The following is a 25,355-nucleotide window of genomic DNA, read 5'->3' on the forward strand; positions in this document are numbered from 1 at the left end:
GCCCGCATCGCGGCAGAAGCCGCTCCTACGCAAGCCGCGCCTGCAGCAGATGGCCCTCGAACTGCTCGACGATCGCCGCCCAGCCCTGCTTGCCGGCGTGCTGGCGGGCGTTGAGGCGTACCCGGCGCAGGGTTTCGCGGTCTTCCAGCAGCCACTGCGCCGCCTCGATGAAGGCCTGCTCGTCGCCGGGCATGGCCAGCGCGCCGTTGTGCCCGTGGCGGATGTGCTGGGCGGCGGCGGCCTGGTCGTAGGCGACCACGGCGAGGCCCGAGGCCAGGGCTTCCAGCACCACGTTGCCGAAGGTTTCCGAGAGGCTGGGAAAGAGGAACAGGTCGCCGCTGGCATAGTGCGCTGCCAGGCTCTCGCCGCGTTGCAGGCCGCAGAACAGGGCATCCGGCAGGGCGCTCTGCAGCTGGGCGCGCTGCGGGCCGTCGCCGACCAGCACCAGGCGCAGGCGTTGCTGCGGGTAGCTGGCCTGCAGGACGCGGAAGCTGCGTTGCAGCAGCGCCAGGTTCTTCTCCGGGGCCAGACGGCCGACATGCAGCACGGCGATATCCTGCTCGCCCAGGCCCCAGCTGCTGCGCAGTTCGGCCGAGCGCCGCGCCGGGTGGAACAGCTGGCTGTCGACCCCGCGGGCGAGCAGCTCCAGGCGCTGGAAGCCGCGGCGCTGCAGCTCCAGCCGCTGGCTGGCGCTGGGCACCAGGGTGGTGCGGGTGCGGTTGTGGAACCAGCGCAGGTAGTGGGTGAGCAGGCGCGTCAGCAGGCCCAGGCCGTAGTGGCCGCTGTACTGCTGGAAGTTGGTGTGGAAGCCGCTGACCACCGGAATCCCCAGGCGCCGCGCCGCGCGAATGGCGGACAGGCCCAGCGGGCCTTCGGTGGCGACGTACAGCACGTCCGGGCGGTTGCGCCGCCAGCGCCGCAGCAGCTTGTGCAGCGACGACTGGCCCCACTGCAGGCCGGCATAGCCGGGCAGGGGCCAGCCGCGGGTCAGCAGCAGGTTGTCGTCGCTCTGCTGTTGCAGGTCGCCGGCCTGGCGCGGGCGGATCAGCTGCAGGCGATGGCCGCGCTGTTGCAGGCCCTGGCACAGGCGGCCGAGGGTATTGGCCACGCCGTTGATTTCCGGCGGGAAGGTTTCGCTGATCAGGGCGATATGCAGGGAGGTGACAGTCATGGCAGCAGTGTCGACCGCTGCCATGTAGCGCAGATGACGCCGCGGTTACCGGCTGGTGACAGCGTTCGGCTGGCGTTCGCGCACCCAGAACAGGGTGGCCCCGGCCACCGCTGCCGGCATCACCAGGATGTTGACGAAGGGGATCAGCAGCGCCACGTACACCGCACCGCCGAAGCCGAGCGATTGCCAGCGCTTCTCGCGCAGCCAGGCGAGCATCTCGTCCCAGCTGACCTTGTTGTTGTCGCAGGGGTAGTCGATGTACTGCACCGCCATCATCCACACGCCGAACAGCAGCCACAGCGGCGCGGCGATCAGGTTGAGCACCGGCACGAAGCTGAGGATCAGCAGCGGGATGGCGCGGGGCAGGAAGTAGGCCAGCTTGCGCAGTTCGCGGCCGATGGTGCGCGGCACCATGGCGCTCAGCTCGGCCCAGCTGAAGGACGGGAAGTCGTCGCGCCCGCGCAGCACCACCTCGACCTTTTCCGCGAGGAAGCCGTTGAAGGGCGCGGCGATGATGTTGGCCAGCAGGGTGAAGCTGAAGAACATGATCAGCAGCACCAGCAGCACGAACAGCGGCCAGATCAGGTATTCGAGGAAGCTCAGCCAGCTCGGCAGGCTGGGCATGAAGGCGTCGACCCAGCCGCCGAACTGCTGCACCGCGAGGACGATCAGGCCGACGAACAGCAGCAGGTTGACCGCCAGCGGCAGCAGCACGAACAGGCGCAGGCCGGGGCTCAGGATCAGTTTCAGGCCTTCACCCAGGTAGTGCGGGCCAGAGAGGGCGGGAGTGGGCATCGGGGGCTCCGGTCGGTGGCAAACGCGCCGACCTTACCGGCTTTACGAAGGCGAAGAAAGCGCCGGGGGGCGGTGCAGGTGGGCGCAGTTGCGCGTGCGCTTGGCTTCGTACATGGCGCTGTCGGCCGCCTTGATCAGGCTTTCCGCGTCCTGGGCATGCTCGGGGAACAGGGCGATGCCGATACTCGGCGTAACAAAGTCGATGCACAGGCCGTTCAGCTCGGCCGGCGTGGCGAGGGCGGCGAGCAGGCGTTCGGCGAGTTTCTCCGCAATCTCGGCGCCGGCGTCCTGCAGCAGCAGGGTGAACTCGTCCCCGCCCAGGCGGTAGACCCGGTCCGGCTGGCGCATGGCGCCGCGCAGGCGTTCGGCGATGTTCTGCAGCAGGGCGTCGCCGACATCGTGGCCGAAGCGGTCGTTGACCTCCTTGAACCGATCCAGGTCGAGGTACAGCAGGGCCAGCCGGCCGTGCTTCTGCTGCGCCTGCTCGAGGGCGCTCTTCAGCTGCTCGGCGAAGGCCTTGCGGTTGCCCAGGCCGGTCAGCGGGTCGCGATAGGCCATGTCGAGCAGCTGGTTCTGGTAGGCCACCTGGTCGCTGATGTCGATCAGGATGCCGCGGTAGCCGCTGAGCTGGCCCTGGCTGTCGCGCATCAGCGAGAAACGCGTTTCGTAGTAGCCCAGGCTGCCGTCGCCGCGCCGGAAGGGTGCGGCGAAGCTGGTGCTCTTGCCGCTTTCCCGGGCCTGGAGGAACAGTTGCCGGGCACGCTGGCTGTCTTCGAGGCTGAGCAGCTGGGCGAAGGAGTGTTGCAGCAGTTCCTGGCTCGGGTAGCCGAGCATCTGGCACAGGGCGCGGTTGGTGGCGAGGATGATGCCCTGCGGGTCGAGCTCGTAGTAGCCGTCCTGGATGGTGTCGAGGATCTGTCGGTCGCGGGTCTCGCTCTGCTCCAGGCGCTCGAGCATGCGATTGGCCTCGCGGGCCAGCTGGCCGATCTCGTCATGGTTGCTGTCGCTGAGGCGCTGGGTGCTGGAGTTGGGGGCGATGGCGGCGATTTCCTGGTTCATCCGCGAGACCCGGCGCAGGATCCAGTGGTCCAGCCCCAGGTAGATCAACAGCAGAACCAGCAGCCCGGCCGTGCTGCTCAGGGCCAGGAACACCCCGATGGCCTGGCGTCCCTCGCGGTACAGGCGGCGCTCGGTGGTCAGCTCCAGCAGCAGCTCGGGTTCGCCGAGGTTGTTGCCGAGCAGCAGGAGCATCTGCTGGCGCTGCCCGTCGAGCACCCGGCGCGGGCTGATCTGGATCTCGGTGAGGCTGCTGTCGTTGCCGGGTGCCAGCCGGCGCCAGTCGGCCTGGGCGCCGTCGGGCGGGAGCAGGCGCAGGCTGCCGTTGATCTCGGACTGGATCTGTTCGGCGCGTTCGCCGTCGATGAAATGCCCGGCGATCAGGTTGCCCAGCGGCGGCATGCTGCCCTGGCTGTTGCTGATCGGCCCCATCGCCAGCACTACCGGAACACCCTGCACGACGACGACCTGGCCCTTGATGGCGTCGATCCCGCTGCTTTGGCGCAGGCGCTGGCCCAGCTGGATGATCCCGTCACGCAGCACCTGGTGGCTGCTCGGCCGCTGCTGGCCGAGCACCAGCAGGTCGGGCAGGTCGGGCGGCAGCCATTGCTCGGCGTAGACCCGACCCTGCAGGTCGAGGTAGATCATGAAGTCGAAATTCATCTGGCGCAGGGCTTCGGGGTCCATGTTGCGCCGCATGAACTCGGGGTGCAGGCCCTGCATGAAGTCGTAGCTGTCGTCCCATTGGGCAAAGCTTAGCAGCAGGTCGAGGTTGCGCTTGAGGCTGTGGTCGAGTTGGATGCGCAGGCGTTCGGCCTCGGCGCTGAGCAGGGCATGGTCCTGACGATCGAAGCGACTGAGGATGAGCTGCTGCGAGAGGATGAAGGCGATGCCCAAGGCCAGCGCAAGGAGGGGGACGAACAGCCAGAACAGACGTTTGCGCAAGGTCATGCGGAATTACTGCAGGGGCCTGGAATGAGCCCAGTATAGCAATCCGACCAGTGTGTCCGGCGTCACATAGCGGCTGGCTATCGGCGGGATTGAGAATCGGCACTGTCTTCTCCCCGTCACGCTGGGTAGCCTTGCCGGCAGTTCACCTTGCTTGGCTTGTCCGTTTCCGCCCGGCCTGGCCCCGGGCGCTGGCTTGCCCTTTTCCCTTCTGGAGTCGCTCATGTCCGCCATTCGCCATTCCCGCGTGATCATCCTGGGTTCCGGCCCCGCCGGTTACAGTGCCGCCGTGTACGCCGCGCGCGCCAATCTCAAGCCGCTGCTGATTACCGGCATGCAGGCCGGCGGCCAGTTGACCACCACCAGCGAAGTCGACAACTGGCCAGGCGACCCCCACGACCTCACCGGCCCGGCGCTGATGCAGCGCATGCAGGCGCATGCCGAGCGCTTCGAGACCGAGATCGTCTTCGACCATATCCATGCCGTGGACCTGGCCGCTAAGCCCTTCACCCTGATCGGCGACGGCGCCAGCTACAGCTGCGATGCGCTGATCATCGCCACCGGCGCCAGCGCGCGCTATCTCGGCCTGCCGTCCGAGGCAGCGTTCATGGGCAAGGGCGTGTCCGCCTGCGCCACCTGCGACGGCTTCTTCTACCGCAACCGCGAGGTGGCGGTGGTCGGCGGCGGCAACACGGCGGTGGAGGAGGCGCTATACCTGGCCAATATCGCCAGCAAGGTGACCCTGGTGCACCGCCGCGAGACCTTCCGCGCCGAGAAGATCCTGCAGGACAAGCTGCAGGCACGGGTGGCCGAGGGCAAGATCGTGCTCAGGCTGAATGCCGAAGTGGAGGAAGTGCTGGGCACCCCGATGGGGGTGAATGCGGTGCGGATCAAGCGCCAGGACGGCCAGCGCGAGGACCTGGCGGTGGACGGGCTGTTCGTCGCCATCGGCCATACCCCGAACACCGCGCTGTTCGAGGGCCAGCTGGCGCTGAAGGACGGCTACCTGGTGGTCAACGGCGGGCGCGACGGCAATACCACGGCGACCAGCGTGCCCGGCGTGTTCGCCGCCGGTGATGTGGCCGACTCGGTCTACCGCCAGGCGATCACCTCGGCCGGCGCCGGCTGCATGGCGGCGCTGGATGTGGAGCGCTACCTGGACGCGCTCTGAGGCGCGCCCGGAACCGGAAGCCCCGCTCCGGCGGGGCTTTTTCATGGGGCGGGCGGCTCAGACCAGGGTATTGAACTGCAGGGTGCGCGAGCTGATGCGCTGGTATTCGGCGCTGGCGCTCATCAGCAGGGCGTGCTGGTCGACCAGCAGCTCGCTGGGTGCATGGCCTTCGGCTTCGCTGCGGTACAGCGTCTGCCCGTCGCCCTGGCGCAGGCACTGGTAGCGCTGGCTACGGGCCTCGACGCGCAGGCTGAGCAGGTCGACATAGGCCACGGCGAGCTGCTCGCTCTGCCCGGTTTCCAGGGCGCAGCGCTGCAGGGCGGGGGTGTGGGTGAACGGCGAGGCGGAGAGCATCACCTGCTGGCACTGGCTGAGGTCTTCGCGCAGTTCGCCATTGAGGAACCAGTTGCCGCGGATGTCGCGGCGCAGGCTGAGGCTGCGCTGGCCCTGATTGTCGACCTTCAGCCAGAGGCGGCGAAATCGCCAGCGTTCGTCGCACTTGAGCACGTAGGTGGCGGCAATGCTGCTGCCACGGATGCTCTGCATCAGGTGGCTGCTGGCATTGATGCCATCGCTGCCGATATCCAGGTTGAGGTGCTCGACTCCCGGATGGTTCCAGGGTTTCCAGACCAGGCTTTGTTGCATCCTTGCACTCCACGGATCAAGGTCCGGGGGCATCGCGCCGGCATCATGCTGGCGTCTTCCTGATGGCATCCCGGCGTTCAGGCGGGTGCAGGATAGAGCGCTTGGCGCGGCTTGTCTGTCAGCCAAAGCTGACAATTGCGCCGGTTTTTGCGCAGTTTGCCCGCCATTTCGCTGCGGATCGGCTCCAGGCGCCTGGAGCCGGGGCCAGGCAGCGGTCTTGCCGGACTCAGGCCTTGCGGCTGAGCGGTTGCCGGTCGAACTGCACGCCGTTCAGGCCGCTGTTCTGCAGGGCGCGGATATTGCCGTGGTCGTCGCCGTGCGGGTTGGCCAGCACGGCGCGGTAATGCTCGCCGAAGGCGCGCAGGGTTTCTTCCAGGCTGAGGCCTTCGAGCAGCGCCAGGCCGAGGGTCTTGCACGAGCCTTCGTTCTGCCCGCTGGCATTCTCCACACTGCCGTTGCGAAAGGCGCTGGGCTGGTAGTCGTAGTGCTGGGCGATGAAGGCCAGGGTCTCGGCAAACAGGAACTGCTCGTTGTGCAGGCGGGCGCGGAAGTCTTGCAGCTGGCTCATCAGTGTTTTCCCTTGGCGAAGGCAGCCTGTTGTTCGGCGCTGGCTTCTTTCTGGTATTTGCCTTTCCACTCGGCGTAGGGCATCCCGTAGACCTCTTCGCGGGCCTGCTCGACGCTGACTTCCACCTCGAGGTCGTCGGCGGCGGCCTTGTACCACTTGGACAGGCAGTTGCGGCAGAAGCCGGCCAGGGTCATCAGGTCGATGTTCTGCACATCGGGGCGCGAGCGCAGGTGCTGCACCAGGGTGCGGAAGGCGGCGGCCTCGAGTTCGAGGCGTTGTTGATCGGTCATGGCGGGCTCCCGGACGACGGTGGAGGCGCAGATGATAGAAGGCCGGGGCAGGGCCGGCAACGCCCGGCGCCAGAGCGGCGGGCGCCGGAGTTTAGCGTTCGGCGGCGAGGGTGATCGACACCGACTCGGCGAAGCGCAGGGCGTGCAGCTTGTCGACTTCCACCTCGGCGTAGTGCACGGCCGGGTTGCTCATCACCAGGTCGAGGAGTTCCTGGGTCAGGCGCTCGAGCAGGGCGAAGCGGTTTTCCTCGACGTGGCGGATCACCGCCTTGGTGATGGTGCGGTAGTTCAGTGCGTGATCGATGTCGTTGTCACGCACCGCTTCCAGGGCCGGGTAGAGGATGGTCAGGTTGATCAGCACATCCTGCTTGTTGAGGATTTCCTCCTCCTTGATGCCGATGAAGGTACGCAGGCGCAGATCCTTGACGCGGATTCGCGCCATGCCGGGGTCCAGTCGTGGCATTTACTTGCTCCGTATCAGTTGCAGGAATTCATGGCGAGTGTTGCACGACTCGCGGAAGGCACCCAGCATAACCGAGCTGCTCATCACCGAATTCTGCTTCTCCACCCCGCGCATCATCATGCACATGTGCTTGGCCTCGATCACCACGGCCACGCCGGCGGCGTTGGTGACGCTCTGGATGGCGTCGGCGATCTGCTTGGTCAGGTTTTCCTGGATCTGCAGGCGCCGGGCAAACATGTCGACGATGCGCGCCACCTTGGACAGGCCGAGCACCTTGCCGGTGGGGATGTAGGCGACATGCGCCTTGCCGATGAAGGGCAGCAGGTGGTGCTCGCACAGCGAGTACAGCTCGATGTCCTTGACGATCACCATCTCGTCGTTGTCCGAGGCGAACAGCGCGCCGTTGACGATTTCCTCCAGGGATTGCTGGTAGCCGTGGCAGAGGTACTGCATGGCCTTGGCGGCACGCTTGGGCGTATCCAGCAGGCCCTCGCGCTCGGGGTTCTCACCCAGGCCGAGGAGGATTTCGCGGTAGTGGTGGGGCAGTTGCGGATTCATTGATCGGTCCTCGCGGGCCCCTCAGACGAGGTGGCGACCGCCATTGACGGCAAGCGTGGTGCCGGTGACATAGGGGTTGTCCAGCAGGTAGCGCAGGCTCTGGTAGATGACTTCGGCGCCGGGTTCGATGCCCAGCGCGGATTCGGCCAGGCGCCTGGCGCGGTAGGCCGCGTCGTCGCCTGGGTTGAACAGGATCAGGGCCGGGGCGATGCCGTTGACCTTGATCGCCGGGGCGAAGCGCGCGGCGAACGACAGGGTCAGGCTGTCCAGGCCGGCCTTGCTGGCGCAGTAGGCCGGGCGCTTGGCGCTGCCGGTACGCACCACGTCATCGCTGACATGGATGATGTCGGCCGGCGTGCTGCGGCGCAGCAGCGGCTCGCAGTGCAGGTTGATCAGGTAGGGCGCGAGCATGTGCACGGCAATCATCTGCTGGAACACCGCGGCTTCGTTGCCCGGGGTTTCCGTGTGCCAGTCCGAGGCGTTGTGCACGATGGCGCGCAGGCAATCGGTGTGGGCTTTCAGGTCGTCGATGAAGCCGAGGATGCCCGCTTCGCTGGCGAAATCGGCCGCCAGGGTGATGGCGCCGCGCTCGCGCAGCTGCTGCACGCCCTCGCGCTCGCTGCGATAGCTGACAATCAGCGGCTGGCCTGCGTCGAGCAGGCGCAGGGCGCAGTGCAGGCCGACACGCTGGCTGGCGCCGGTGATCAGGATGGGGGCAGTTGCACCGCTCATGGCGCCTCGCATGCGGAAGGTGGAGCGGTGGCCGGGTGGGCAAGGGGCACCGCCTATGTTGCATAAACTTATACCAGTGATTGGCTTTGTACAACCATGCGCCGTCTGTGGGAATAGCGCTGTTCATCTTGTGTTTATCATAAGTTACTGTTTTATATAGGTATTTATCTTATGTCGAGAAGGTTTTTTCGATTCTCATATGTACAGCTCTTGGAGTTATGTACAGGTTTTGTAGAGCGCTGGGCCGGTAGCGGTCCGGGCTTCGCCGGGGTGCTGCGCCTGGTCGGTGAGCGGATGCCGGGCTGTCCGGCGGGTGGCGAGTGCGGCGGTTGGCAGCGGATTTCAAGGCGGGGCACTGCCTGGGGTACACTCAGGCATCATTTTTCGGCGATCCACTCCATGACCGAATGCGCCAGCACCCCTCCAGCCTCCGATTCCTTGAAACAGGAAGAGTTGTTCCCCATCCGCGAAGTGTCGCGGGTCACCGGGGTGCATCCGGTGACCCTGCGCGCTTGGGAGCGGCGCTACGGGCTGATCCAGCCGACCCGCACCGACAGCGGGCACCGTCTCTACTCGGCGGCGGACATCGAGTCGGTACGCAGCATCCTGGCCTGGATCGAGCGTGGCGTGTCGGTGAGCAAGGTCGGCAAGATCCTCGCCCGCAGCAGCGCGATCAAGATGCCGGCGCCGGTGTATGTGGAAGTCACCTCCAGCGAGTGGAGCGAGTGGCAGGCGCGCATCCGCACGGCCGTGGCGGCCTTCGACGGCGCCCAGCTGGAGCGCCTTTACGGCCAGGTGTTTTCCACCTATCCGCTGCTGGTGGTGTTCCAGGACATCTTCGTGCCGGTCTGGCAGGAATTGCTCCTGCACCGTGATGAAGTGGGGCGCAGCAGCGAGTGGCTGTTCCTCGATGCCTTCTTGCGTGCCCGTGCCCTGCAGCGCCTGCAGCTGGCGACCACGGGGCGCGGCGATGTGCTGCTGGCCGCGCTGCCCGGGCACTGCCGCGAACTGGAGCTGCTGGTGGCCGGCCTGCTGCTCGGCAGTGCCGAGATTGGCGTGCAGGTGCTGGCGCTGGGCCAGCCGCTGGAAGAGCTGGCCTTGGTCTGCGAGAAGATCCAGCCGCAGGCGCTGGTGCTGTTCTCCAACCAGCCGCCGGCCGATGCCCTGCCTGCGCAGCTCACCCGCCTGGCGCTGGAGCTGCACTGTCCGCTGCTGCTTGCCGGCGATGCCGCCGACCTGATCGAGGATGACCTCAGGGGCTCGCCGATTGCCTGCCTGGGCAATGAGGGGCGCCTGATGCAGCAGCGTCTGCAGCAGTTCCTCGCCGGCCACCTGGATACCTGAGCCGGCACTTCTCGCCCGCCGCCAGGCGGTCTCGCTTGTACAACTTTGCCTCGTCGCTGGTGTGGCGCGGTCATTGTTCGCCTGTCTCCCGAAAAAGTTTGCAGCAGGCTGAGTTTTTGATGTACAAAAGCTGTACATCAAATTTACTTGTACAGCTTAAGGGTTCAGTCAATGCCTGCTTACCGTGCTCCCTTACGTGACATGCGCTTCGTCTTCGACGAGGTGCTCGACGCTTATGCCACCCTGCAGTCGCTGCCCACGCAGCGCGAGTTCGGCAACGATCTCGGTGGCGCCATACTCGAGGAGGCCGCCAAGCTGGCGGAAAACGTCCTCGCTCCGCTCAATGGCCCCGGCGACAAGCAGGGCTGCCAGTACGACCCGCAGAACAAGGCGGTGAAGACTCCGGACGGCTTTGCGGCGGCCTACAAGCAGTTCGCCGAGGGCGGCTGGACCGCCCTGGCCTGTACCCCGGAGTTCGGCGGCCAGGGCCTGCCCCATGTGCTGAACATGATGGTCGAGGAGATGGTCTGCTCGGCCAACCTGTCGCTGGGCATGTACCCGGGCCTGACCCATGGCGCGATCAACGCGCTGACCGAGCACGGCACCCGCGAGCAGCAGGACCGGTACCTGCCCAAGCTGATCAGCGGCGAGTGGACCGGCACCATGTGCCTGACCGAGCCGCAGTGCGGCACCGACCTGGGCCTGATCCGCACCCGCGCGCTGCCCCAGGCCGACGGCAGCTACGCCATCAGCGGCACCAAGATCTGGATCACCGGCGGCGAGCATGACCTGGCCGACAACATCGTCCACCTGGTGCTGGCCAAGCTGCCGGATGCCCCGGACAGCGTGAAGGGCATTTCGCTGTTCCTGGTGCCCAAGTTCCTCGAAGACGGCGCGCGCAATCCGGCGTTCTGCGGCGGCCTGGAACACAAGATGGGCATCAAGGGCTCGGCCACCTGCGTGATGAACTTCGAAGGCGCCCGCGGCTGGCTGATCGGCGAGCCGAACAAGGGCCTCAAGTGCATGTTCACCATGATGAACTCGGCGCGCCTGATGGTCGGCATGCAGGGCCTCGGCATTGCCGAAAGCGCCTACCAGATCAGCCTCGGTTTCGCCAAGGAGCGCCTGCAGAGCCGTTCGCTGTCCGGGCCGAAGGCGGCCGACAAACCGGCCGACCCGATCATCGTGCACCCGGATGTGCGGCGCATGCTGCTGCGGCAGAAGGTGATGATCGAGGGTTGCCGCGCCCTGGCCTATTTCACCGGCATGCACCTGGACGTGGCCCATGACCATGAAGATGCCCAGGTGCGCCAGCAGTCCGACGACCTGGTGCAGCTGCTGACGCCGGTGGTCAAGGCGTTCCTCACCGACGAAGGCTTCAACTGCGCCAACGATGGCCTGCAGGTACTCGGCGGCTCCGGCTTCACCGAAGACTGGGGCATCGAGCAGCTGGTGCGCGATTGCCGCATCACCCGCATCTACGAAGGCACCAACGGCATCCAGGCCCTCGACCTGGTCGGGCGCAAGTTGGCCCTGGGCGGTGGCCGTGCGGTGCGCAGCTATTTCGCCCTGGTCGAAGGCTGGCTCAAGGCCAATGCCGATGCGCCGCATGCCGCTGGCGTGGGCAAGGCGCTCAAGCAGCTGCAGCAGGCGACCCTGTGGATCGCCAGCGAAGGCATGAAGGATCCGGAGCAGGCCGGCGCCGCCTCCGTGCCCTACCTGCGCCTGTTCGCCCTGACCACCCTGGCCTGGTTCTGGTCGCGCATGGCGCTGACCGCCCGGCACAAGTTGGCCGCAGGCAGCAGCGAAACCGCCTTCTACGGCGCCAAGCTCAAGTCGGCGGATTTCTACATGGCGCGCGTGCTGACTGAAACCGACAGCCTGCTGGCCGAAGTCCTGGCCGGCAAGGCGACCCTGATGGCCTTCGGCGACGAGGAGTTCGCCGCCTGACCTCTGCGCAACCGGTAGCCACGTTTGCCCACGTCCCTTTCGGCTGCCGGTTTTTTATCCCTGAGCATGACCCGTTATCCGGTCTGCTTTTTATGACCCGCTCCCGGCGGGTCTTTTTTTGCCCATGAAAAAGCCCGGCGCTGGGCCGGGCTGTTCCTTGCGGTGCGGTGTTACTTGATTTCCACCGCCAGGTTGTCGTGGATCTTCTTCTGCCAGATCGCCGGGCCGGTGATGTGCACCGACTCGCCCTTGGTGTCGACCGCCACGGTCACCGGCATGTCCTTCACTTCGAACTCGTAGATGGCTTCCATGCCCAGTTCGGCGAAGGCCAGCACCTTGGACTTCTTGATCGCCTGGGCGACCAGGTAGGCGGCGCCGCCGACGGCCATCAGGTACACGGCCTTGTTGTCCTTGATCGCCTCGATGGCGATCGGGCCGCGCTCGGACTTGCCGATCATGCCCAGCAGGCCGGTGCTTTCGAGGATCTGCCGGGTGAACTTGTCCATGCGGGTCGCAGTGGTCGGGCCGGCCGGGCCGACCACTTCGTCACCGACCGGATCGACCGGGCCGACGTAATAGATGAAGCGACCTTTGAGGTCCACCGGCAGCTCTTCACCCTTGTTCAGCATGTCGACCATGCGCTTGTGCGCGGCGTCGCGGCCGGTGAGCATCTTGCCGTTGAGCAGCACGGTTTCGCCCGGCTGCCAGCTCTGCACTTCTTCCGGGGTGATGGTGTCGAGGTTGACGCGGCGCGCGCTCGGGCCGGCTTCCCAGACGATTTCCGGGTAGGCGTCCAGCGGCGGCGGAGTCAGCTCGGCCGGGCCGGAACCGTCCAGCACGAAGTGGGCGTGGCGGGTGGCGGCGCAGTTGGGGATCATGCACACCGGCAGGGAGGCGGCGTGGGTCGGGTAGTCCATGATCTTGACGTCGAGCACCGTGGTCAGGCCGCCCAGGCCTTGGGCACCGATGCCCAGCTGGTTGACCTTGTCGAACAGTTCGAGGCGCATTTCCTCGATCTTGTTCTGCGGGCCGCGGGCTTTGAGCTCATGGATGTCGATGGACTCCATCAGCACTTCCTTGGCCATCACCGCGGCCTTCTCGGCGGTGCCGCCGATGCCGATGCCGAGCATGCCTGGTGGGCACCAGCCGGCGCCCATTTCCGGGACGGTCTTGAGCACCCAGTCGACGATCGAGTCGGACGGGTTGAGCATGGCCATCTTCGACTTGTTCTCGGAGCCGCCGCCCTTGGCCGCGACGTCCACTTCCACCTTGTCGCCGGGGACGATGGAGTAGTGGATCACCGCCGGGGTGTTGTCCTTGGTGTTCTTGCGGGCACCGGCCGGGTCGGCCAGGATCGAGGCGCGCAGGACGTTTTCCGGCAGGTTGTAGGCGCGGCGCACGCCCTCGTTGATCATGTCGTCGACGCTCATGGTGGCGCCGTCCCAGCGCACGTCCATGCCGACGCGGACGAACACGGTGACGATGCCGGTGTCCTGGCAGATCGGCCGGTGGCCGGTGGCGCACATGCGCGAGTTGATCAGGATCTGCGCCATGGAGTCGCGCGCGGCCGGCGACTCTTCCTTCAGGTAGGCCTCATGCATGGCCTGGATGAAGTCGACGGGGTGGTAGTAGGAGATGAACTGCAGGGCGTCGGCGACGCTCTGAATCAGGTCATCCTGCTTGATCACGGTCATGCAAGCGCTCCTCTAATACGGGAACATCGGTAGGGAAGCGCCGGACCACGACCCGGCGCACTGCGACAAAAAAGGCGCCGCAGTATAGCGCGGCAGAGGCCCCGGGCACAGCCGCCGGCAGTCGACGCAGGTCGTATGGACGGCGGCTTTTATTCCGTTGGGCCGCGGCAATCTCCCTAGGTTTTTTGTGGCCGCGGGGGTAGAGTGAGGCCAGGTGCCAGTACGGGACGGAGCCCATGAGCACAACCACTCCCCGGGCAACACAAAGAAGCCTGCAAAGCCTGTTGTTCAAGCGCTTTGGCATGGCGGTGGCGACCTACGCCCTGGCTCTGCTGCTGTTCTGGGTGGCGGTGCTGAACGACCTGTTCACCGGCGGCTGGCCCGGCGCGATCCTGTTCAGCACCCTGCTGGTCGGCACCCAGTTGGTCTTCCTGGCCCTGTTCCGCAGCAATTTCAACCTGCGTTTCCGCGACCCCAGCCTGACCGAAGCGCAGATCCTGGTGGCCCTGCTCCTGCACACCCTGCTGCTGGCCAACCTCGACAGTGCGCGCGGCAGCCTGCTGCTGTTCTACGTGATCATCCTGCTGTTCGGCGTGTTCCAGTTGCAGCCGCGGGTCTTCGTGCGCTGCGCCGCCTTCGCCTTCTTCGCCTTTGCCAGCCTCAACCTCTGGGAAGGCTATCACCTGCGCCTGGCCGACCCCGGCCTGGCCCTGCTGCAGAGCAGCGCGCTGTTCGTCGCGCTGGTCTGGCAGAGCCTGTTCGCCAGCTATGTGCAGGCCCTGCGCCAGCGCATGCGCCAGCGCCGCTATGCGCTGCAGGCGCACCAGGACACCCTGCGCGGGATGATGCGCCAGCTCGAAGACCTGGTGGCCACCGACGAGCTGACCGGGCTGTTCAACCGCCGGCACTTCCTGCGCCTGGCCCTGCGCGAGTTGGACAACCTCGGCCCCGGCCGCCAGCATGGCCTGGCCCTGATCGACCTGGATTACTTCAAGCGGATCAACGACGTACACGGGCACGCCGCCGGTGACCGCGTGCTGCAGACCTTCGCCGCGGTGGCGCGGGCCTGTGTGCGCGATGGTGACGTGCTGGCGCGCTACGGCGGCGAGGAGTTCGTCCTGCTCCTGCCGCATGCCGATGCCGATCGCCTGACCAGCTGCTGCGAGCGCCTGCGCGAAGCCTTCGCCAGCGCCGAGCCGGTCGGCGTGCAGGTGTCCAGCCTGAGCCTGTCCGCCGGGATGACCCTGCTCAACCCGGGCGACGACCTCGACGAAGCCCTGCAGCGGGCCGACCAGGCGCTCTACCGGGCCAAGCGCGGCGGGCGCAACCGTTGCGATGCGGCCTGGGAGGGTGCCGGTGCCTGAACTCCATGTGGCCGGCCAGTCCTGGTCGGTGCCCAGCGGTAGCAACCTGCTCGATGCCCTCAACGGCGCCGGCCTGCGCGTGCCCTACAGTTGCCGCGCCGGCAGCTGCCATGCCTGTCTGGTGCGCTGCCTGCACGGCGAGGTGGAAAATGCCGCGCCGGATGCCCTGAGCCCCGAGCGCCTGGCCGCCGGCTGGCGCCTGGCCTGTCAGTGCCGGGTGCTGGATGATCTCAGTGTGGAAGTCTTCGACCCCGCCCGCGACGGCCTGCCGGCCAGGGTCGTGGCCTGCGACTGGCTCAGCCCGACGGTGCTGCGCCTGCGCCTGCAGCCGGACAAGGCCCTGCGCTACAGCGCCGGCCAGCACCTGGTGCTGTGGACTGCCGCCGGTGTGGCGCGGCCCTATTCGCTGGCCAGCCTGCCGGGCGAGGATGCCTGGCTGGAGTTCCACTTGGACTGCCGCCACCCCGGCGCATTCAGCGATGCGGCGCGCCGGTTGCAACCCGGCGATAGCCTGCGCCTGGGCGAGCTGCGCGGCGGTGCCCTGCACTATGACCCGGACTGGCAGGCCCAGCCGCTCTGGCTGCTGGCGTCCGGCACCGGCCTGGCGCCGCTCTGGGGCATCCTGCGCGAGGCCTTGCGCCAGCAGCACCAGGGGCCGATCCGCGTGCTGCACGTGGCCCACGACAGCGGCGAACATTACCTGGCCGAACCGCTGCGGGCCCTGGCCGCGCGCCATCCGCAGCTGCAGGTGGAACTGCTGACGGCGACCGAGCTGGCGGCGGTTTTGGCGGAACTGAAGCTTGTTTCCCGGCAAACCCGCGCCTTACTCTGCGGCTCTCCCGCCAGCGTGGAAAGCTTCGCGCGCCGCCTGTACCTGGCCGGCGTGCCGCGCAACCAGGTGCTGGCCGACGTCTTTCTGCCCCGCGCATAACCTGCTTGCGTTCGGGGCGCCCCGAATCTGCGAGGAGTTGTGATGAGCGAGCATGTACTGGTCGAGCGCGAAGGCGGCCTGCTGACCCTGTGCCTGAACCGTGCGGACAAGATGAATGCCCTGACCCGCGCCATGTACAGCCAGCTGGCCGACCAGCTGGATGCCGCCAACGAGGACCGCAGCGTGCGCGCGGTGCTGATCACCGGCGGCAGCGAATGCTTCACCAGTGGCAACGACGTGGCGGATTTCCTCCAGGCGCCGCCGACCGGGCCGGACAGCCCGGTGTTCCAGTTCATGCGCGCGCTGTTCGACTTCGCCAAGCCGGTGATCGCCGCGGTCAACGGCCCGGCCGTGGGCATCGGCACCACCCTGTTGCTGCATTGCGATCTGGTCTATGTGAGCCGCACGGCCAAATTGAAGATGCCCTTCGTCAATCTCGGCCTGTGCCCGGAGTTCGGCTCCAGCCTGATTTTGCCGCGCCTGCTCGGCCAGGCCCGCGCCGCTGAATTGCTGCTGCTCGGCGAGAGCTTCAGCGGCGAGCAGGCGGCCCAGTGGGGCATCGCCAATGCGGCGCTGGAAGGTGGCGCCGAGGTGCTGGCCAAGGCCCGCGAGATGGCCCAGCGCTTCCTCGAGTTGGCCCCTGCGGCGCTGGCCGACAGCAAGCGCCTGATGCGCGCACCGGGGCGCGCCGAGCTGCGCCAGGTGATCGAGGAGGAGGGCGCCCTGTTCGGCCAGCGCCTGCGTTCGCCGGAAGCCATCGAGGCGCTGTCGGCCTTCATGCAGCGGCGCAAGCCGGACTTCTCCAAGTTCGCCTGAGAGCCTGTTTACGGTCTCCTGACTCGCGGCCATACCGCGTTAAAAGTGGCCTCAAAATGCTCATTTACAGCTCGTAAACTGCGCTTTTTCGGCCCTTTGATTCGCTGGCGCTCACCCTTCGGGCCAGCCGCTGGCTGTTACTCCCGTTGGTCGTAGCGCCTTGTCTGGCTCTAATTCAGAAGATCGTGAACAGGTTCTGAGGCCTCAGGCGTTTTCCCAGGGCGGGTTGGCCAGACGTTGCTGAAGGAAGTCGCACAGCGCCAGTACCTTGCGCGAGGCTCGGCTGGAGCGCGGGTACATGGCGTAGATGGCATAGCCCTGGGGGCGAGCCTGCGGCAGTACCTCGATCAGCGAGCCATCGCGCAGGTGGCGGTGCACGATGAAGCTCGGCAGTAGCGCAAGACCCTGGCCCGCAAGCGCCATTGCGCACATCACTTCCCCGTTGTTGCTGGCGAACCGCCCGCGTGGCGCAATGCTCAGCAGATCACCCGCAGAGTCGCAGGTCTCGAATGACCAGAACTGCCCGGAGGTGACGTTGCTGTAGCCGATGCAGTCGTGTGCCAGGAGTTCCTCTATCTGGTTTGGCACTCCATGCAGGGCGGCATAGTCAGGGCTGCAGCAGAGCACTCGCGCGCTCGTGGCGAGCTTGCGGGCGATCAGCGCGCTGTCTCCGATGCGCGAGATGCGCACGCACAGGTCGTAGCCCTCGCGTTCGAAGTCACTGATGCGGTCATCGAGGTGCAGGGTGACTTCCAGTTCCCGGTGCAGGCACATGAACTCGGCGATGAGCGGTGCCAGCCAGAGTGTGCCGAAGCTCATTGGCGCCAGCATCTGCAGGCGCCCGCGCAGACCGCTGTCGTTGAAGGTTGCCGCTTCGGCGGCCTCATGCAGTTCGCGCAGGGCGCCCTTGGCCTGCTGGTAGAAGCGCTGGCCGTTCTCCGTGGGGGCCACCTTGCGCGTGGAGCGGTGCAGCAACTTGGCCCCCAGGTGCTGTTCCAGATCGCTTAGGCGCTTGCTCACCACCGATTTGGACAGTGCCAGGGCCTCTGCGGCACGGCTCACACCGCCCAGCTCCACCACACGCAGAAAGGTTTCGATTTCCTGCAGGTCCAGTTTCATCGGGCCGCTCCCAGGCTTCAAATAGGGCAAGAATAGCGCTCGCAAGTAGCGGGATTGTTCGGTTTTTCCGAAAAGCCATTTTTCCAATTGCTGGGACGTCAGGTGACCCGCCAGCGGCTAGGCTGGGAGTCTATCGAGGTGCTAGAGAGCCTCGATAGCTATCCGCCGCAATCCCAAGGGAGGTTTGCCCCATGTCCTTTACCTACAAGCGCTTGAACAAGGATGATGCCGTCGTGCTGCTGGTCGACCATCAGGCCGGTCTGCTGTCGCTGGTGCGTGACTACAGCCCGGACGAGTTCAAGAACAACGTGTTGGCGTTGGCCGATATCGCCAAGTTCTTCAAACTGCCGACCATCCTCACCACCAGCTTCGAGCAGGGGCCGAACGGGCCCATTGTGCCGGAGCTCAAGGCCCTGTTCCCCGATGCGCCCTATATCGCCCGGCCTGGTCAGATCAATGCCTGGGATAACGAGGACTTCGTCAATGCAATCAAGGCCACCGGCCGCAAGCAGCTGATCATTGCCGGTGTGGTGACCGACGTGTGCGTCGCCTTTCCGACCCTGTCGGCACTGGCGGAGGGCTACGAGGTCTTCGTGGTGACCGATGCTTCCGGCACCTTCAATACCTCGGTGCGGGATGCGGCGCTGACGCGCATGGCCCATGCCGGTGCGCAGTTGCTCAACTGGTTCAGCGTCGGCTGTGAGCTGCACCGCGATTGGCGCAACGACATTGAAGGCTTCGGCGGCATCCTCGGCGGCCATCTGCCGGCCTACGCCAACCTGATCCAGAGCTACAACCAGAAGTAGGTTAAGCGCAATGCAAAAGGCCGCTCAGTGAGCGGCCTTTTTCATGCAGTTTTCCGCATCACACCAGCGGATCGCCGACATGCAGGATCTTCATGGTGTTGGTGCCGCCGGTGCCGTGGTAGCTGTCGCCCTTGGTCAGGATCACCCAGTCACCGGGCTCGACCACGCCGCGCTTGAGCAGCTCGTCCACCGCCGCCTGGCTGACCTTGTTGGCCGGCAGGGCGGCCGGGTCGAACGGCACGGTGTAGACGCCGCGGAACAGCGCCACGCGGGCCTGCGCCTCGCGGTGCGGGGTGAAGGCGTAGATCGGGATCGACGAGCGGATGCGCGACATGATCAGCGGGCTGTAGCCGCTCTCGGTCAGGCTGATGATCGCCTTGACGCCGGGGAAGTGGTTGGCGGTGTACATGGTCGCCAGGGCCACGCTCTCGTCGCAGCGCTCGAAGGTGCGACCGATGCGGTGGCTGGACTTCTGGCTGGTCGGGTGCTTCTCCGCGCCCAGGCACACGCGGGCCATGGCCTGCACCGCTTCCAGCGGGTACTCGCCGGCGGCGCTCTCGGCCGAGAGCATCACCGCATCGGTGTAGTCCAGCGCGGCGTTGGCTACGTCGGAGACCTCGGCGCGGGTCGGCATCGGGCTGTGGATCATCGACTCCATCATCTGCGTGGCGGTGATCACCGCCTTGTTCAGGCGCCGGGCGTGGGCAATGATCTTCTTCTGGATGCCGACCAGCTCGGCGTCGCCGATTTCCACGCCGAGGTCGCCGCGGGCCACCATCACCGCGTCGCTGGCGCGGATCAGGCCGTCCAGGGTGACGTCGTCGGCCACCGCTTCGGCGCGCTCGATCTTCGCCACCAGCCAGGCGGTGCTGCCGGCCTCGTCGCGCAGGCGGCGGGCCAGCTGCATGTCGGCGGCATCACGGGGGAAGGACACGGCCAGGTAGTCCAGATCCATCTCGGCGGCCAGCTTGATGTCGGCCATGTCCTTGTCGGTCAGCGCCGGCGCGGTCAGGCCGCCGCCGCGGCGGTTGATGCCCTTGTTGTCGGACAGCGGGCCGCCGATGGTCACGCGGCAGTGCAGCTCGTCGGCGCCCTTGAGTTCGACGCGCATGACCACGCGGCCGTCGTCCAGCAGCAGTTCGTCGCCGACGTTGCAGTCCTGGATCAGCGCCGGGTAGTCGATGCCGACCACCTCCTGGGTGCCCTCGGTGCGCGAGTGGCTGGAGGACAGGCGGAACAGCTCGCCTTCCTTGAGTTCGATGCGCTTGTTGGTGAACTTGGCGATGCGGATCTTCGGCCCCTGCAGGTCGCCCAGCAGCGCCACGTGGCGGCCATGCTTGGCGGCCAGGTCGCGGACCAGTTGCGCGCGGGCCTTGTGGTCTTCCGGCGAGCCATGGGAGAAGTTCAGGCGGGCCACGTCGATGCCGGCGAGGATCAGCTGTTCGAGGACTTCCGGCGAGTTGCTGGCGGGGCCGAGGGTGGCGACGATTTTGGTACGGCGCAAGGTCATGCAGGGACTCCAGTTTCAAGGCGTGCCGCGAGGCTACTACGGGCAAACACTGTAGTCATTGTTCCGTTGCACTACCTTGAGATTGCCCGGCTTCTGCAGAAATTGCCGCGCCGGTCGATACACTGCGCAGTGGAGGAGAACACCATGCGTACCCTGATCCTGCTTTCTACCCTGGTTGTCCTGGCCGGCTGCAGCCGCATGGCGCTGGACGGCCACCTGAACGATGCCTACCGTAATTACGACCAGGGCAACTGCGAGCAGGCCCTGCTCGACCTGTCGCAGGCCGAGCGCACCAGCCGGGCCCGGCGTTACGTGCAACCGGAGATTTCCCTGCTGCGCGGCCAGTGCCTGGAACGGCAGAACCTGTTCGTCGATGCGGCGCAGACCTATCGTTTCATCATCAACCAGTACCCGACCAGCGAATATGCCTACCGCGCGCGGGCGCGCCTGGAGACCCTGGAGCAACTCGGGCATTATCGGCAGCATGAGCCGGCCAAGGCCTCGCCCGCCAGCCTCTAGCGGGAGCGCGGTCGGGCCCCATACATGGACTGTGCGCCGGCAGCCCTGCCAGTCGAAGGAGTGAACCATGCGTCTATTGCTGTTGTGTGCCCTGTTGCTGCCGGCCCTGGCCTCGGCGCAAATCTACCGCTGGACCGATGCCCAGGGTCGCGTGCATTTCGGCGAGCAGCCGGGTGGCAGCAATGCCCAGCCGGTGGAAGTGAAGCCGCAGGTGGTCGAGCGTGACGCTGCTACCCGCGAGCGCGAGGCGCGTACCGAGCAGTTCTACGACGCCCGGCGCGAGGAGCGCGCCCAGGCCCAGGCGCAAGCCGCCGAAGCCCAGGCAAAACGTGCCAGCGAGTGCCGCGAGCTGCGCAACAACCTGGCGCAGATCCAGCGCGGCGGGCGTTACTTCGTCGGCGATGAGCAGGGCAATCGCACCTATATCAGCGACGAGGAGCTGGACAGTGCGCGCAGCCGTCTATCGACCCGTATCGCCGAGCGCTGCAGCTGAGCCTGGCGTGAGCCGGGGACTGCGCCCATACTCAAACATCCTTCCGTAGCGACTGGCCATCATGCAGATTCAGCGCCACATCGAACGCCACCAGTTGCCGTATTACCTCAAGGTGTTCAACCGCATCACCGACAAACCGATGGGCTACATCGGCAATGTCTCCCTGGACGGCCTGATGCTGATCAGCCAGCTGCCGATGCTGGTCAATGCGCGTTTCGACATGCGCCTGAAGATCCCCGGCCGCGATGGCCAGGTCCATCACATCGACTTCTACGCCACCTGCCAGTGGAGCCGCGAGGATGTCACCCCCGGCAGCTATGACTCCGGTTTTTCCCTGGTGGCGCCGCCGGCCGAGTACGTCGAGATGGTCGATGCGCTGCGCCACTACTTCAGCTTTCGTCCCTTGCAGGCCTCCGCCTGACGCCTGAACGCCTCACCCGTTGATCGACACGGCGCCGCGCGGGCACCGGCGCGGCGTTGTGCCTTGTCCTGCGCGCGGCCGTGCCTTCGGCTCGCCCCTCAGGCGATCGGCGGCAGGATGATCTCGTCGCTGCGGTTGATCCCGGCCGTCAGCTCCCGGCACAGTTCGAGAAACTCGCGCATGGCGGCGGTCTGGTACTTCTGCCGGTGCCAGATGAAATAGAACTGCCGGGTCAGGTCCAGTTGCGGCGTTTCCACCGGCACCAGGCTGCCGCGGCGGAAGGCATCGCGCAGCGCGAGGCGCGAGATGCAGCTGATGCCCAGGCCCGACTCCACCGCGCGCTTGATCGCCTCGGTATGCTCCAGCTCCAGGCGGATATTCAGCGGCGCCGGGTGATGGCGCATGGCCTGGTCGAAGGTCAGGCGCGTGCCCGAGCCCTGTTCGCGCAGCACCCAGGCCTCGCGGGTCAGCTCCTCCAGGCTGGCCCGGCCGCTGCGGGCAAAGGGATGCTGGGGCGCGCAGAACACCACCAGCTCGTCTTCCACCCAGGGCTGCACTTCGATGTCCGGGTGCTGGCAGTCGCCTTCGATCAGGCCCAGGTCCAGCTCGTAGTGCGCCACCTGCTGCACCACGTGGGCGGTGTTCTGCACATGCAGCTTCACCCGGCACTCCGGGTGGCGCTGCATGAAATTGCCGATCAGCAGGGTGGCCAGGTAGTTGCCGACGGTCAGCGTCGCCCCCACTGCCAGCGAGCCGAAGCCACTCTTGCCGTTGAGCAGCTGGGCGATCTCGCGGGCCTGGTCGAGCAGCGCCACCGCTTGCGGCAGCAACTGCTTGCCGAGGGCGTTGAGACTCAGGCGCTTGCCGGCGCGGTCGAACAGCTGGCAATTGGATTGCCGCTCCAGCTCACTCAGTGAGGTGCTGGCCGCCGACTGCGACAGGGCCAGGGACTGCGCGGCCTGGGAGACGCTCTCCTGCTTGGCCACGGCGACGAAGACTTCGAGTTGACGCAGAGTAAATCGCATATCGATATAACCGATAAACCATATCTTGATAATCCACTTAACAGATATTGTCGCCTTCACTAGAATGGCGCGCAATGCTGCCGACCCCAGGCAGACCGAACATTTGTCCGCCGCTTCCCCATACAGGCCGTGCTAGAGGCCTTGGTGTTGACCTGCCTCAACATGCACAAGCGGCTTTGCTGGCAACCTGAACAGAGTATTTTGAGGAACCCACGCATGAGCAACCTGAACGTCGAGCGCGTAGTCAGCGTGCATCACTGGAACGACACCCTGTTCAGCTTCAAGTGCACCCGTGACCCGGGCCTGCGCTTCGAGAACGGCCAGTTCGTCATGATCGGCCTGCAACAGCCCAGCGGCCGCCCGCTGATGCGCGCCTACTCGATCGCCAGCCCGAACTGGGAAGAACATCTGGAATTCTTCAGCATCAAGGTGCCGGACGGCCCGCTGACTTCTCAGCTGCAGCACCTCAAGGAAGGCGACGAGATCATCATCAGCAAGAAGCCTACCGGTACCCTGGTGCTCGATGACCTCAACCCGGGCAAGCACCTCTACCTGCTCAGCACCGGCACCGGCCTGGCGCCGTTCATGAGCGTGATCCAGGACCCGGAAACCTACGAGCGTTTTGAAAAGGTCATCCTGGTGCACGGCGTGCGCTACGTGAACGAAGTGGCCTACCGCGAGTTCATCACCGAGCACCTGCCGCAGAACGAGTTCTTCGGCCAGGCGCTGAAAGACAAGCTGATCTACTACCCGACCGTGACCCGCGAGCCGTTCGAGAACCAGGGCCGCCTCACCGACCTGATGCGCAGCGGCAAGCTGTTCGCCGACATCGGCCTGCCGCCGATCAACCCGCAGGACGACCGCGCCATGATCTGCGGCAGCCCGAGCATGCTCGACGAGACCAGCGCAGTGCTCGACAGCTTCGGCCTGAAAGTCTCCGCACGCATGCGCGAGCCGGGCGACTACCTGATCGAGCGCGCCTTCGTCGAGAAGTAAGCGCCCCCCGTCTGGGAAAAACCCGCCAATCGGCGGGTTTTTTGTTGAACTGTGCGTCGTACCGGGACAACCGTAGGTTGGGTTGAGGAGCACCGCGACGAAGCCCAACCAACCCTGTCCTGGTTATTGGGCTGCGCGGTGCTCAACGCCAACCTGCGAGTGTGCCGAGCCGCGAAAACGGGTGGGCCAGCGCTCGCAAAACCCAGGCAAAACGGTCCGGTCCGGTACCTTTGGCTGGTCCGCGCAGGCGTGCGTGCGCTAGTCGCGCACCACCTCCAGCACGCGGATCAGTCCCGGCTGCGGATAGTGCCAGCGCACCTGCACATCCCAGAACAGCACGCCATAGCGCCGCTCCGCATCGGGTACCTGATAGGCCGGGCGCGGGTCCTGGGCCAGGCACTGCTCGATCAGCTCGACCAGCGGCTCGTTCAGGCGCAAGGCGTGCTGCCGGGCCTGGGCCAGGGCATCGGCGCTCCACTGCACCGGGATAGGCACTGGCGCCGCCTCGGCAATCTCGTTGCGCGCCTCGGCGAGGCTGTCGGCATAGGGCACGTAGGGCTTGATATCCAGCACGGGCGTGCCGTCGAGCAGGTCGATGCCCGACAGCCACAGCCGCCCGGGCTCGACCCTGTCCAGGCGCACCACCGACTGGCCGATGCCATTGGGCCGGTGGGTCGCGCGGCTGGCGAACACCCCGATCGACGTATTGCCGCCAAGCCGCGGCGGGCGCACTTTCAGGCGAGGCTTGTCTTCCAGGGCCTGGTGAAAGAGAAACAGCAGCCAGACATGGCTGACCCGCTCCAGTCCCGCAACGGCCGCACCCTTGTCGAACGGCGCCACCAGCTCCAGCACCCCGCGGGCGGCCGGCGCCAGTTGCGGCTGTCGAGGAATGGCGAACTTCTCCTTGAAACAGGAGCGGACAAAACCAACGGGGGTGACGGAGTAGGGCATGGCAGGACAGGGCGGTTAGGGCGTGCGCGCATGGTAGCCGATAGCGCCGGCGGCCGGACTGTTTGCGGCTATTCCGAAGGCCTCTGCGGTGAAGCAACGTTTATGTATGCACCCTACTGATCCAGGCTTGCTGGCGGAGAATCGCAGCCAGGCACGCCCCCTGGAACGCCTGAGGGCCTTGCAGCGCTTGGCCCCGCTGCGCGAACTACAGAATGGCCAGGGTGGTAAAGCCCAAAACAGGCCGGATATACGAATGCAACCGCGCTGACGACAGGTGCAAAAGCAAAGCTTTGCTCACTACTTGTGGGGAGAGTCCATATACGTTGTTAGGTGCGCTCACTGACTAAATTATGATGGTGCCTTTCTATTGTATGGTTCACTTCGCGTAGTTTTGTGTCTAACTCCGCTAATGCTTCACCTGCCGCCTGAGTGCCGCTTGCGGAGCTTTTAAGAAGTTCGGTGAGCTTGGCTTGATGATTCATTAATTCGAGGTAGTGCTGGCGTAGCGCGAGCAGAGCATTTAGGCGGCTAATATTGTTTGCTCTCTTGGCTTCGCGCGCGGACCAGCCTGCGTAAATTGCTGCAAACCCAGAAATTATAGCTGCGGCGGCGGATATTAATTCTTCCATGGTTGCTTTGGCCTACCTTGAGCACCTAACGTTTGGCTAAGGGGCCGGCTTCGCCGGTCCCGAGTGAGCGAAGCGAACGACTTGAGCCAATTGTTAGATTGCCCAGCCGTACGCTGCAAGTGAGGCCAGCGCTGCGCTTGACCGGCGGTGCGCACGGCGTGTCGATTTTGGCCCGGACAGTTATTTGTGATTTGCACATTCTTTGAACGCAACTCCTTTGCTGGCCACAAATAACGGCCTCTACTGCCAGGCGACCATTCGATTCAGGAACACCGCGACGGTGCGGTGATTGTGTTTCCTGGCTCGGTGCTCAAGAACCAATATTGCCCTTGCGCCTAACGTTTGAGATGAGAGGCTTGACCCGGCTTGCCGGGGCAAGTCCTCTCGATT

26 protein-coding genes are annotated in these 25,355 nt (G+C 65.8%); 11 read left to right on the plus strand and 15 right to left on the minus strand.

Annotated features, from left to right (window positions below; translation table 11 throughout):
* Nucleotides 1-25: 25 nt before the first annotated feature.
* Genes F3I62_RS12760 through F3I62_RS12770 form a run of 3 tightly spaced genes read right to left on the minus strand, consistent with a single transcriptional unit; the run spans nucleotide 26 to nucleotide 3,973 of the window.
* On the minus strand, nucleotides 26-1,195 hold the full coding sequence (locus F3I62_RS12760; RefSeq protein ID WP_160490010.1) for a glycosyltransferase family 1 protein: 1,170 nt from the start codon (nucleotides 1,193-1,195) through the stop codon (nucleotides 26-28).
* Between the two features lie 21 nt (nucleotides 1,196-1,216).
* The gene (gene cysZ / locus F3I62_RS12765) at nucleotides 1,217-1,966 is read right to left on the minus strand and encodes a sulfate transporter CysZ (RefSeq protein WP_160490011.1); all 750 of its coding nucleotides are present in this window, start codon (nucleotides 1,964-1,966) and stop codon (nucleotides 1,217-1,219) included.
* Nucleotides 1,967-2,008: 42 nt separating this feature from the next.
* A complete protein-coding gene (locus F3I62_RS12770) occupies nucleotides 2,009-3,973 on the minus strand; it encodes a diguanylate cyclase domain-containing protein (protein WP_160490012.1) in 1,965 nt (654 codons plus the stop codon).
* A 220-nt stretch (nucleotides 3,974-4,193) separates the two neighbouring features.
* Here F3I62_RS12770 and trxB point away from each other — a divergent pair, with 220 nt between their 5' ends.
* Complete coding sequence (gene trxB / locus F3I62_RS12775) at nucleotides 4,194-5,141, plus strand: thioredoxin-disulfide reductase (protein WP_160490013.1); 948 nt, start codon at nucleotides 4,194-4,196, stop codon at nucleotides 5,139-5,141.
* A 57-nt stretch (nucleotides 5,142-5,198) separates the two neighbouring features.
* Here the strand turns inward: trxB and F3I62_RS12780 are convergent, their stop codons facing one another.
* The 6 genes from F3I62_RS12780 to folM form a co-directional block, all read right to left on the minus strand.
* Nucleotides 5,199-5,786: a putative glycolipid-binding domain-containing protein gene (locus tag F3I62_RS12780; protein ID WP_160490014.1), complete on the minus strand. Its 588-nt coding sequence runs from the start codon at nucleotides 5,784-5,786 to the stop codon at nucleotides 5,199-5,201.
* 226 nt (nucleotides 5,787-6,012) lie between these two features.
* Nucleotides 6,013-6,354 carry a HopJ type III effector protein gene (locus F3I62_RS12785; protein WP_160490015.1) on the minus strand — a complete coding sequence of 114 codons (342 nt, stop codon included), beginning with the start codon at nucleotides 6,352-6,354 and terminating at the stop codon, nucleotides 6,013-6,015.
* Nucleotides 6,354-6,644: a DUF1244 domain-containing protein gene (locus F3I62_RS12790; RefSeq protein ID WP_160490016.1), complete on the minus strand. Its 291-nt coding sequence runs from the start codon at nucleotides 6,642-6,644 to the stop codon at nucleotides 6,354-6,356. Before F3I62_RS12790 ends, F3I62_RS12785 begins: the two co-directional genes overlap by 1 nt.
* Before the next feature lie 91 nt (nucleotides 6,645-6,735).
* On the minus strand, nucleotides 6,736-7,107 hold the full coding sequence (gene folX, locus F3I62_RS12795; protein WP_160079081.1) for a dihydroneopterin triphosphate 2'-epimerase: 372 nt from the start codon (nucleotides 7,105-7,107) through the stop codon (nucleotides 6,736-6,738).
* Nucleotides 7,108-7,665, minus strand: coding sequence for a GTP cyclohydrolase I FolE (gene folE / locus F3I62_RS12800; protein WP_160490017.1), 558 nt, complete (start codon nucleotides 7,663-7,665; stop codon nucleotides 7,108-7,110). It abuts the gene before it with no gap.
* A gap of 21 nt (nucleotides 7,666-7,686) precedes the next feature.
* On the minus strand, nucleotides 7,687-8,397 hold the full coding sequence (folM, locus tag F3I62_RS12805; RefSeq protein ID WP_160490018.1) for a dihydromonapterin reductase: 711 nt from the start codon (nucleotides 8,395-8,397) through the stop codon (nucleotides 7,687-7,689).
* Between the two features lie 399 nt (nucleotides 8,398-8,796).
* On the opposite strand from folM, the gene F3I62_RS12810 reads away from it, so the two are divergent.
* A complete protein-coding gene (locus F3I62_RS12810) occupies nucleotides 8,797-9,741 on the plus strand; it encodes a MerR family transcriptional regulator (protein ID WP_160490019.1) in 945 nt (314 codons plus the stop codon).
* A gap of 171 nt (nucleotides 9,742-9,912) precedes the next feature.
* Nucleotides 9,913-11,691: an acyl-CoA dehydrogenase C-terminal domain-containing protein gene (locus tag F3I62_RS12815; RefSeq protein ID WP_160490020.1), complete on the plus strand. Its 1,779-nt coding sequence runs from the start codon at nucleotides 9,913-9,915 to the stop codon at nucleotides 11,689-11,691.
* Nucleotides 11,692-11,861: 170 nt separating this feature from the next.
* Here the strand turns inward: F3I62_RS12815 and F3I62_RS12820 are convergent, their stop codons facing one another.
* Nucleotides 11,862-13,385, minus strand: a complete 1,524-nt coding sequence (locus F3I62_RS12820; protein WP_160490021.1) for a fumarate hydratase — start codon at nucleotides 13,383-13,385, stop codon at nucleotides 11,862-11,864.
* A gap of 236 nt (nucleotides 13,386-13,621) precedes the next feature.
* Between F3I62_RS12820 and F3I62_RS12825 the strand changes: the two genes are divergently transcribed.
* From F3I62_RS12825 to F3I62_RS12835, 3 genes are read left to right on the plus strand one after another with little or no spacing between them, the layout of a single operon-like run.
* Entirely contained in the window at nucleotides 13,622-14,749 is a 1,128-nt protein-coding gene (locus F3I62_RS12825; RefSeq protein WP_160490022.1) for a diguanylate cyclase, read from the plus strand.
* Nucleotides 14,742-15,680: an iron-sulfur-binding ferredoxin reductase gene (locus F3I62_RS12830; protein ID WP_160490023.1), complete on the plus strand. Its 939-nt coding sequence runs from the start codon at nucleotides 14,742-14,744 to the stop codon at nucleotides 15,678-15,680. The genes F3I62_RS12825 and F3I62_RS12830 overlap by 8 nt, the downstream gene beginning before the upstream one ends.
* 42 nt (nucleotides 15,681-15,722) lie before the next feature.
* Nucleotides 15,723-16,496, plus strand: coding sequence for an enoyl-CoA hydratase (locus F3I62_RS12835; RefSeq protein WP_160490024.1), 774 nt, complete (start codon nucleotides 15,723-15,725; stop codon nucleotides 16,494-16,496).
* Nucleotides 16,497-16,700: 204 nt separating this feature from the next.
* Here F3I62_RS12835 and F3I62_RS12840 read toward each other — a convergent pair whose 3' ends face one another.
* Nucleotides 16,701-17,615: a LysR family transcriptional regulator gene (locus F3I62_RS12840; RefSeq protein ID WP_160490025.1), complete on the minus strand. Its 915-nt coding sequence runs from the start codon at nucleotides 17,613-17,615 to the stop codon at nucleotides 16,701-16,703.
* A 191-nt stretch (nucleotides 17,616-17,806) separates the two neighbouring features.
* Between F3I62_RS12840 and ycaC the strand changes: the two genes are divergently transcribed.
* Nucleotides 17,807-18,421, plus strand: coding sequence for an isochorismate family cysteine hydrolase YcaC (ycaC, locus tag F3I62_RS12845; protein ID WP_160490026.1), 615 nt, complete (start codon nucleotides 17,807-17,809; stop codon nucleotides 18,419-18,421).
* 58 nt (nucleotides 18,422-18,479) lie between these two features.
* On the opposite strand, the gene pyk is transcribed toward ycaC, so the two are convergent.
* Entirely contained in the window at nucleotides 18,480-19,931 is a 1,452-nt protein-coding gene (gene pyk / locus F3I62_RS12850; RefSeq protein ID WP_160490027.1) for a pyruvate kinase, read from the minus strand.
* A gap of 144 nt (nucleotides 19,932-20,075) precedes the next feature.
* Between pyk and F3I62_RS12855 the strand changes: the two genes are divergently transcribed.
* From F3I62_RS12855 to F3I62_RS12865, 3 genes are all read left to right on the plus strand, one after another.
* The gene (locus F3I62_RS12855) at nucleotides 20,076-20,450 is read left to right on the plus strand and encodes a tol-pal system YbgF family protein (RefSeq protein WP_160490028.1); all 375 of its coding nucleotides are present in this window, start codon (nucleotides 20,076-20,078) and stop codon (nucleotides 20,448-20,450) included.
* A gap of 67 nt (nucleotides 20,451-20,517) precedes the next feature.
* Nucleotides 20,518-20,943, plus strand: a complete 426-nt coding sequence (locus F3I62_RS12860) for a DUF4124 domain-containing protein (protein WP_160490029.1) — start codon at nucleotides 20,518-20,520, stop codon at nucleotides 20,941-20,943.
* 61 nt (nucleotides 20,944-21,004) lie between these two features.
* Entirely contained in the window at nucleotides 21,005-21,364 is a 360-nt protein-coding gene (locus F3I62_RS12865) for a PilZ domain-containing protein (RefSeq protein ID WP_160490030.1), read from the plus strand.
* 98 nt (nucleotides 21,365-21,462) lie between these two features.
* On the opposite strand, the gene F3I62_RS12870 is transcribed toward F3I62_RS12865, so the two are convergent.
* Nucleotides 21,463-22,389, minus strand: a complete 927-nt coding sequence (locus F3I62_RS12870; RefSeq protein ID WP_160490031.1) for a LysR family transcriptional regulator — start codon at nucleotides 22,387-22,389, stop codon at nucleotides 21,463-21,465.
* Nucleotides 22,390-22,605: 216 nt separating this feature from the next.
* Between F3I62_RS12870 and fpr the strand changes: the two genes are divergently transcribed.
* Nucleotides 22,606-23,385 (plus strand): ferredoxin-NADP reductase, encoded by a 780-nt coding sequence (gene fpr, locus F3I62_RS12875; RefSeq protein WP_160490032.1) that lies wholly within the window; start codon nucleotides 22,606-22,608, stop codon nucleotides 23,383-23,385.
* Nucleotides 23,386-23,643: 258 nt separating this feature from the next.
* Here the strand turns inward: fpr and tsaA are convergent, their stop codons facing one another.
* On the minus strand, nucleotides 23,644-24,336 hold the full coding sequence (gene tsaA, locus F3I62_RS12880; protein WP_160490033.1) for a tRNA (N6-threonylcarbamoyladenosine(37)-N6)-methyltransferase TrmO: 693 nt from the start codon (nucleotides 24,334-24,336) through the stop codon (nucleotides 23,644-23,646).
* 326 nt (nucleotides 24,337-24,662) lie between these two features.
* The gene (locus tag F3I62_RS12885) at nucleotides 24,663-24,965 is read right to left on the minus strand and encodes a hypothetical protein (protein WP_160490034.1); all 303 of its coding nucleotides are present in this window, start codon (nucleotides 24,963-24,965) and stop codon (nucleotides 24,663-24,665) included.
* Between the last annotated feature and the right edge of the window lie 390 nt (nucleotides 24,966-25,355).

Source organism: Pseudomonas sp. R-28-1W-6 (assembly GCF_009799925.1).
GTDB lineage: Bacteria > Pseudomonadota > Gammaproteobacteria > Pseudomonadales > Pseudomonadaceae > Aquipseudomonas.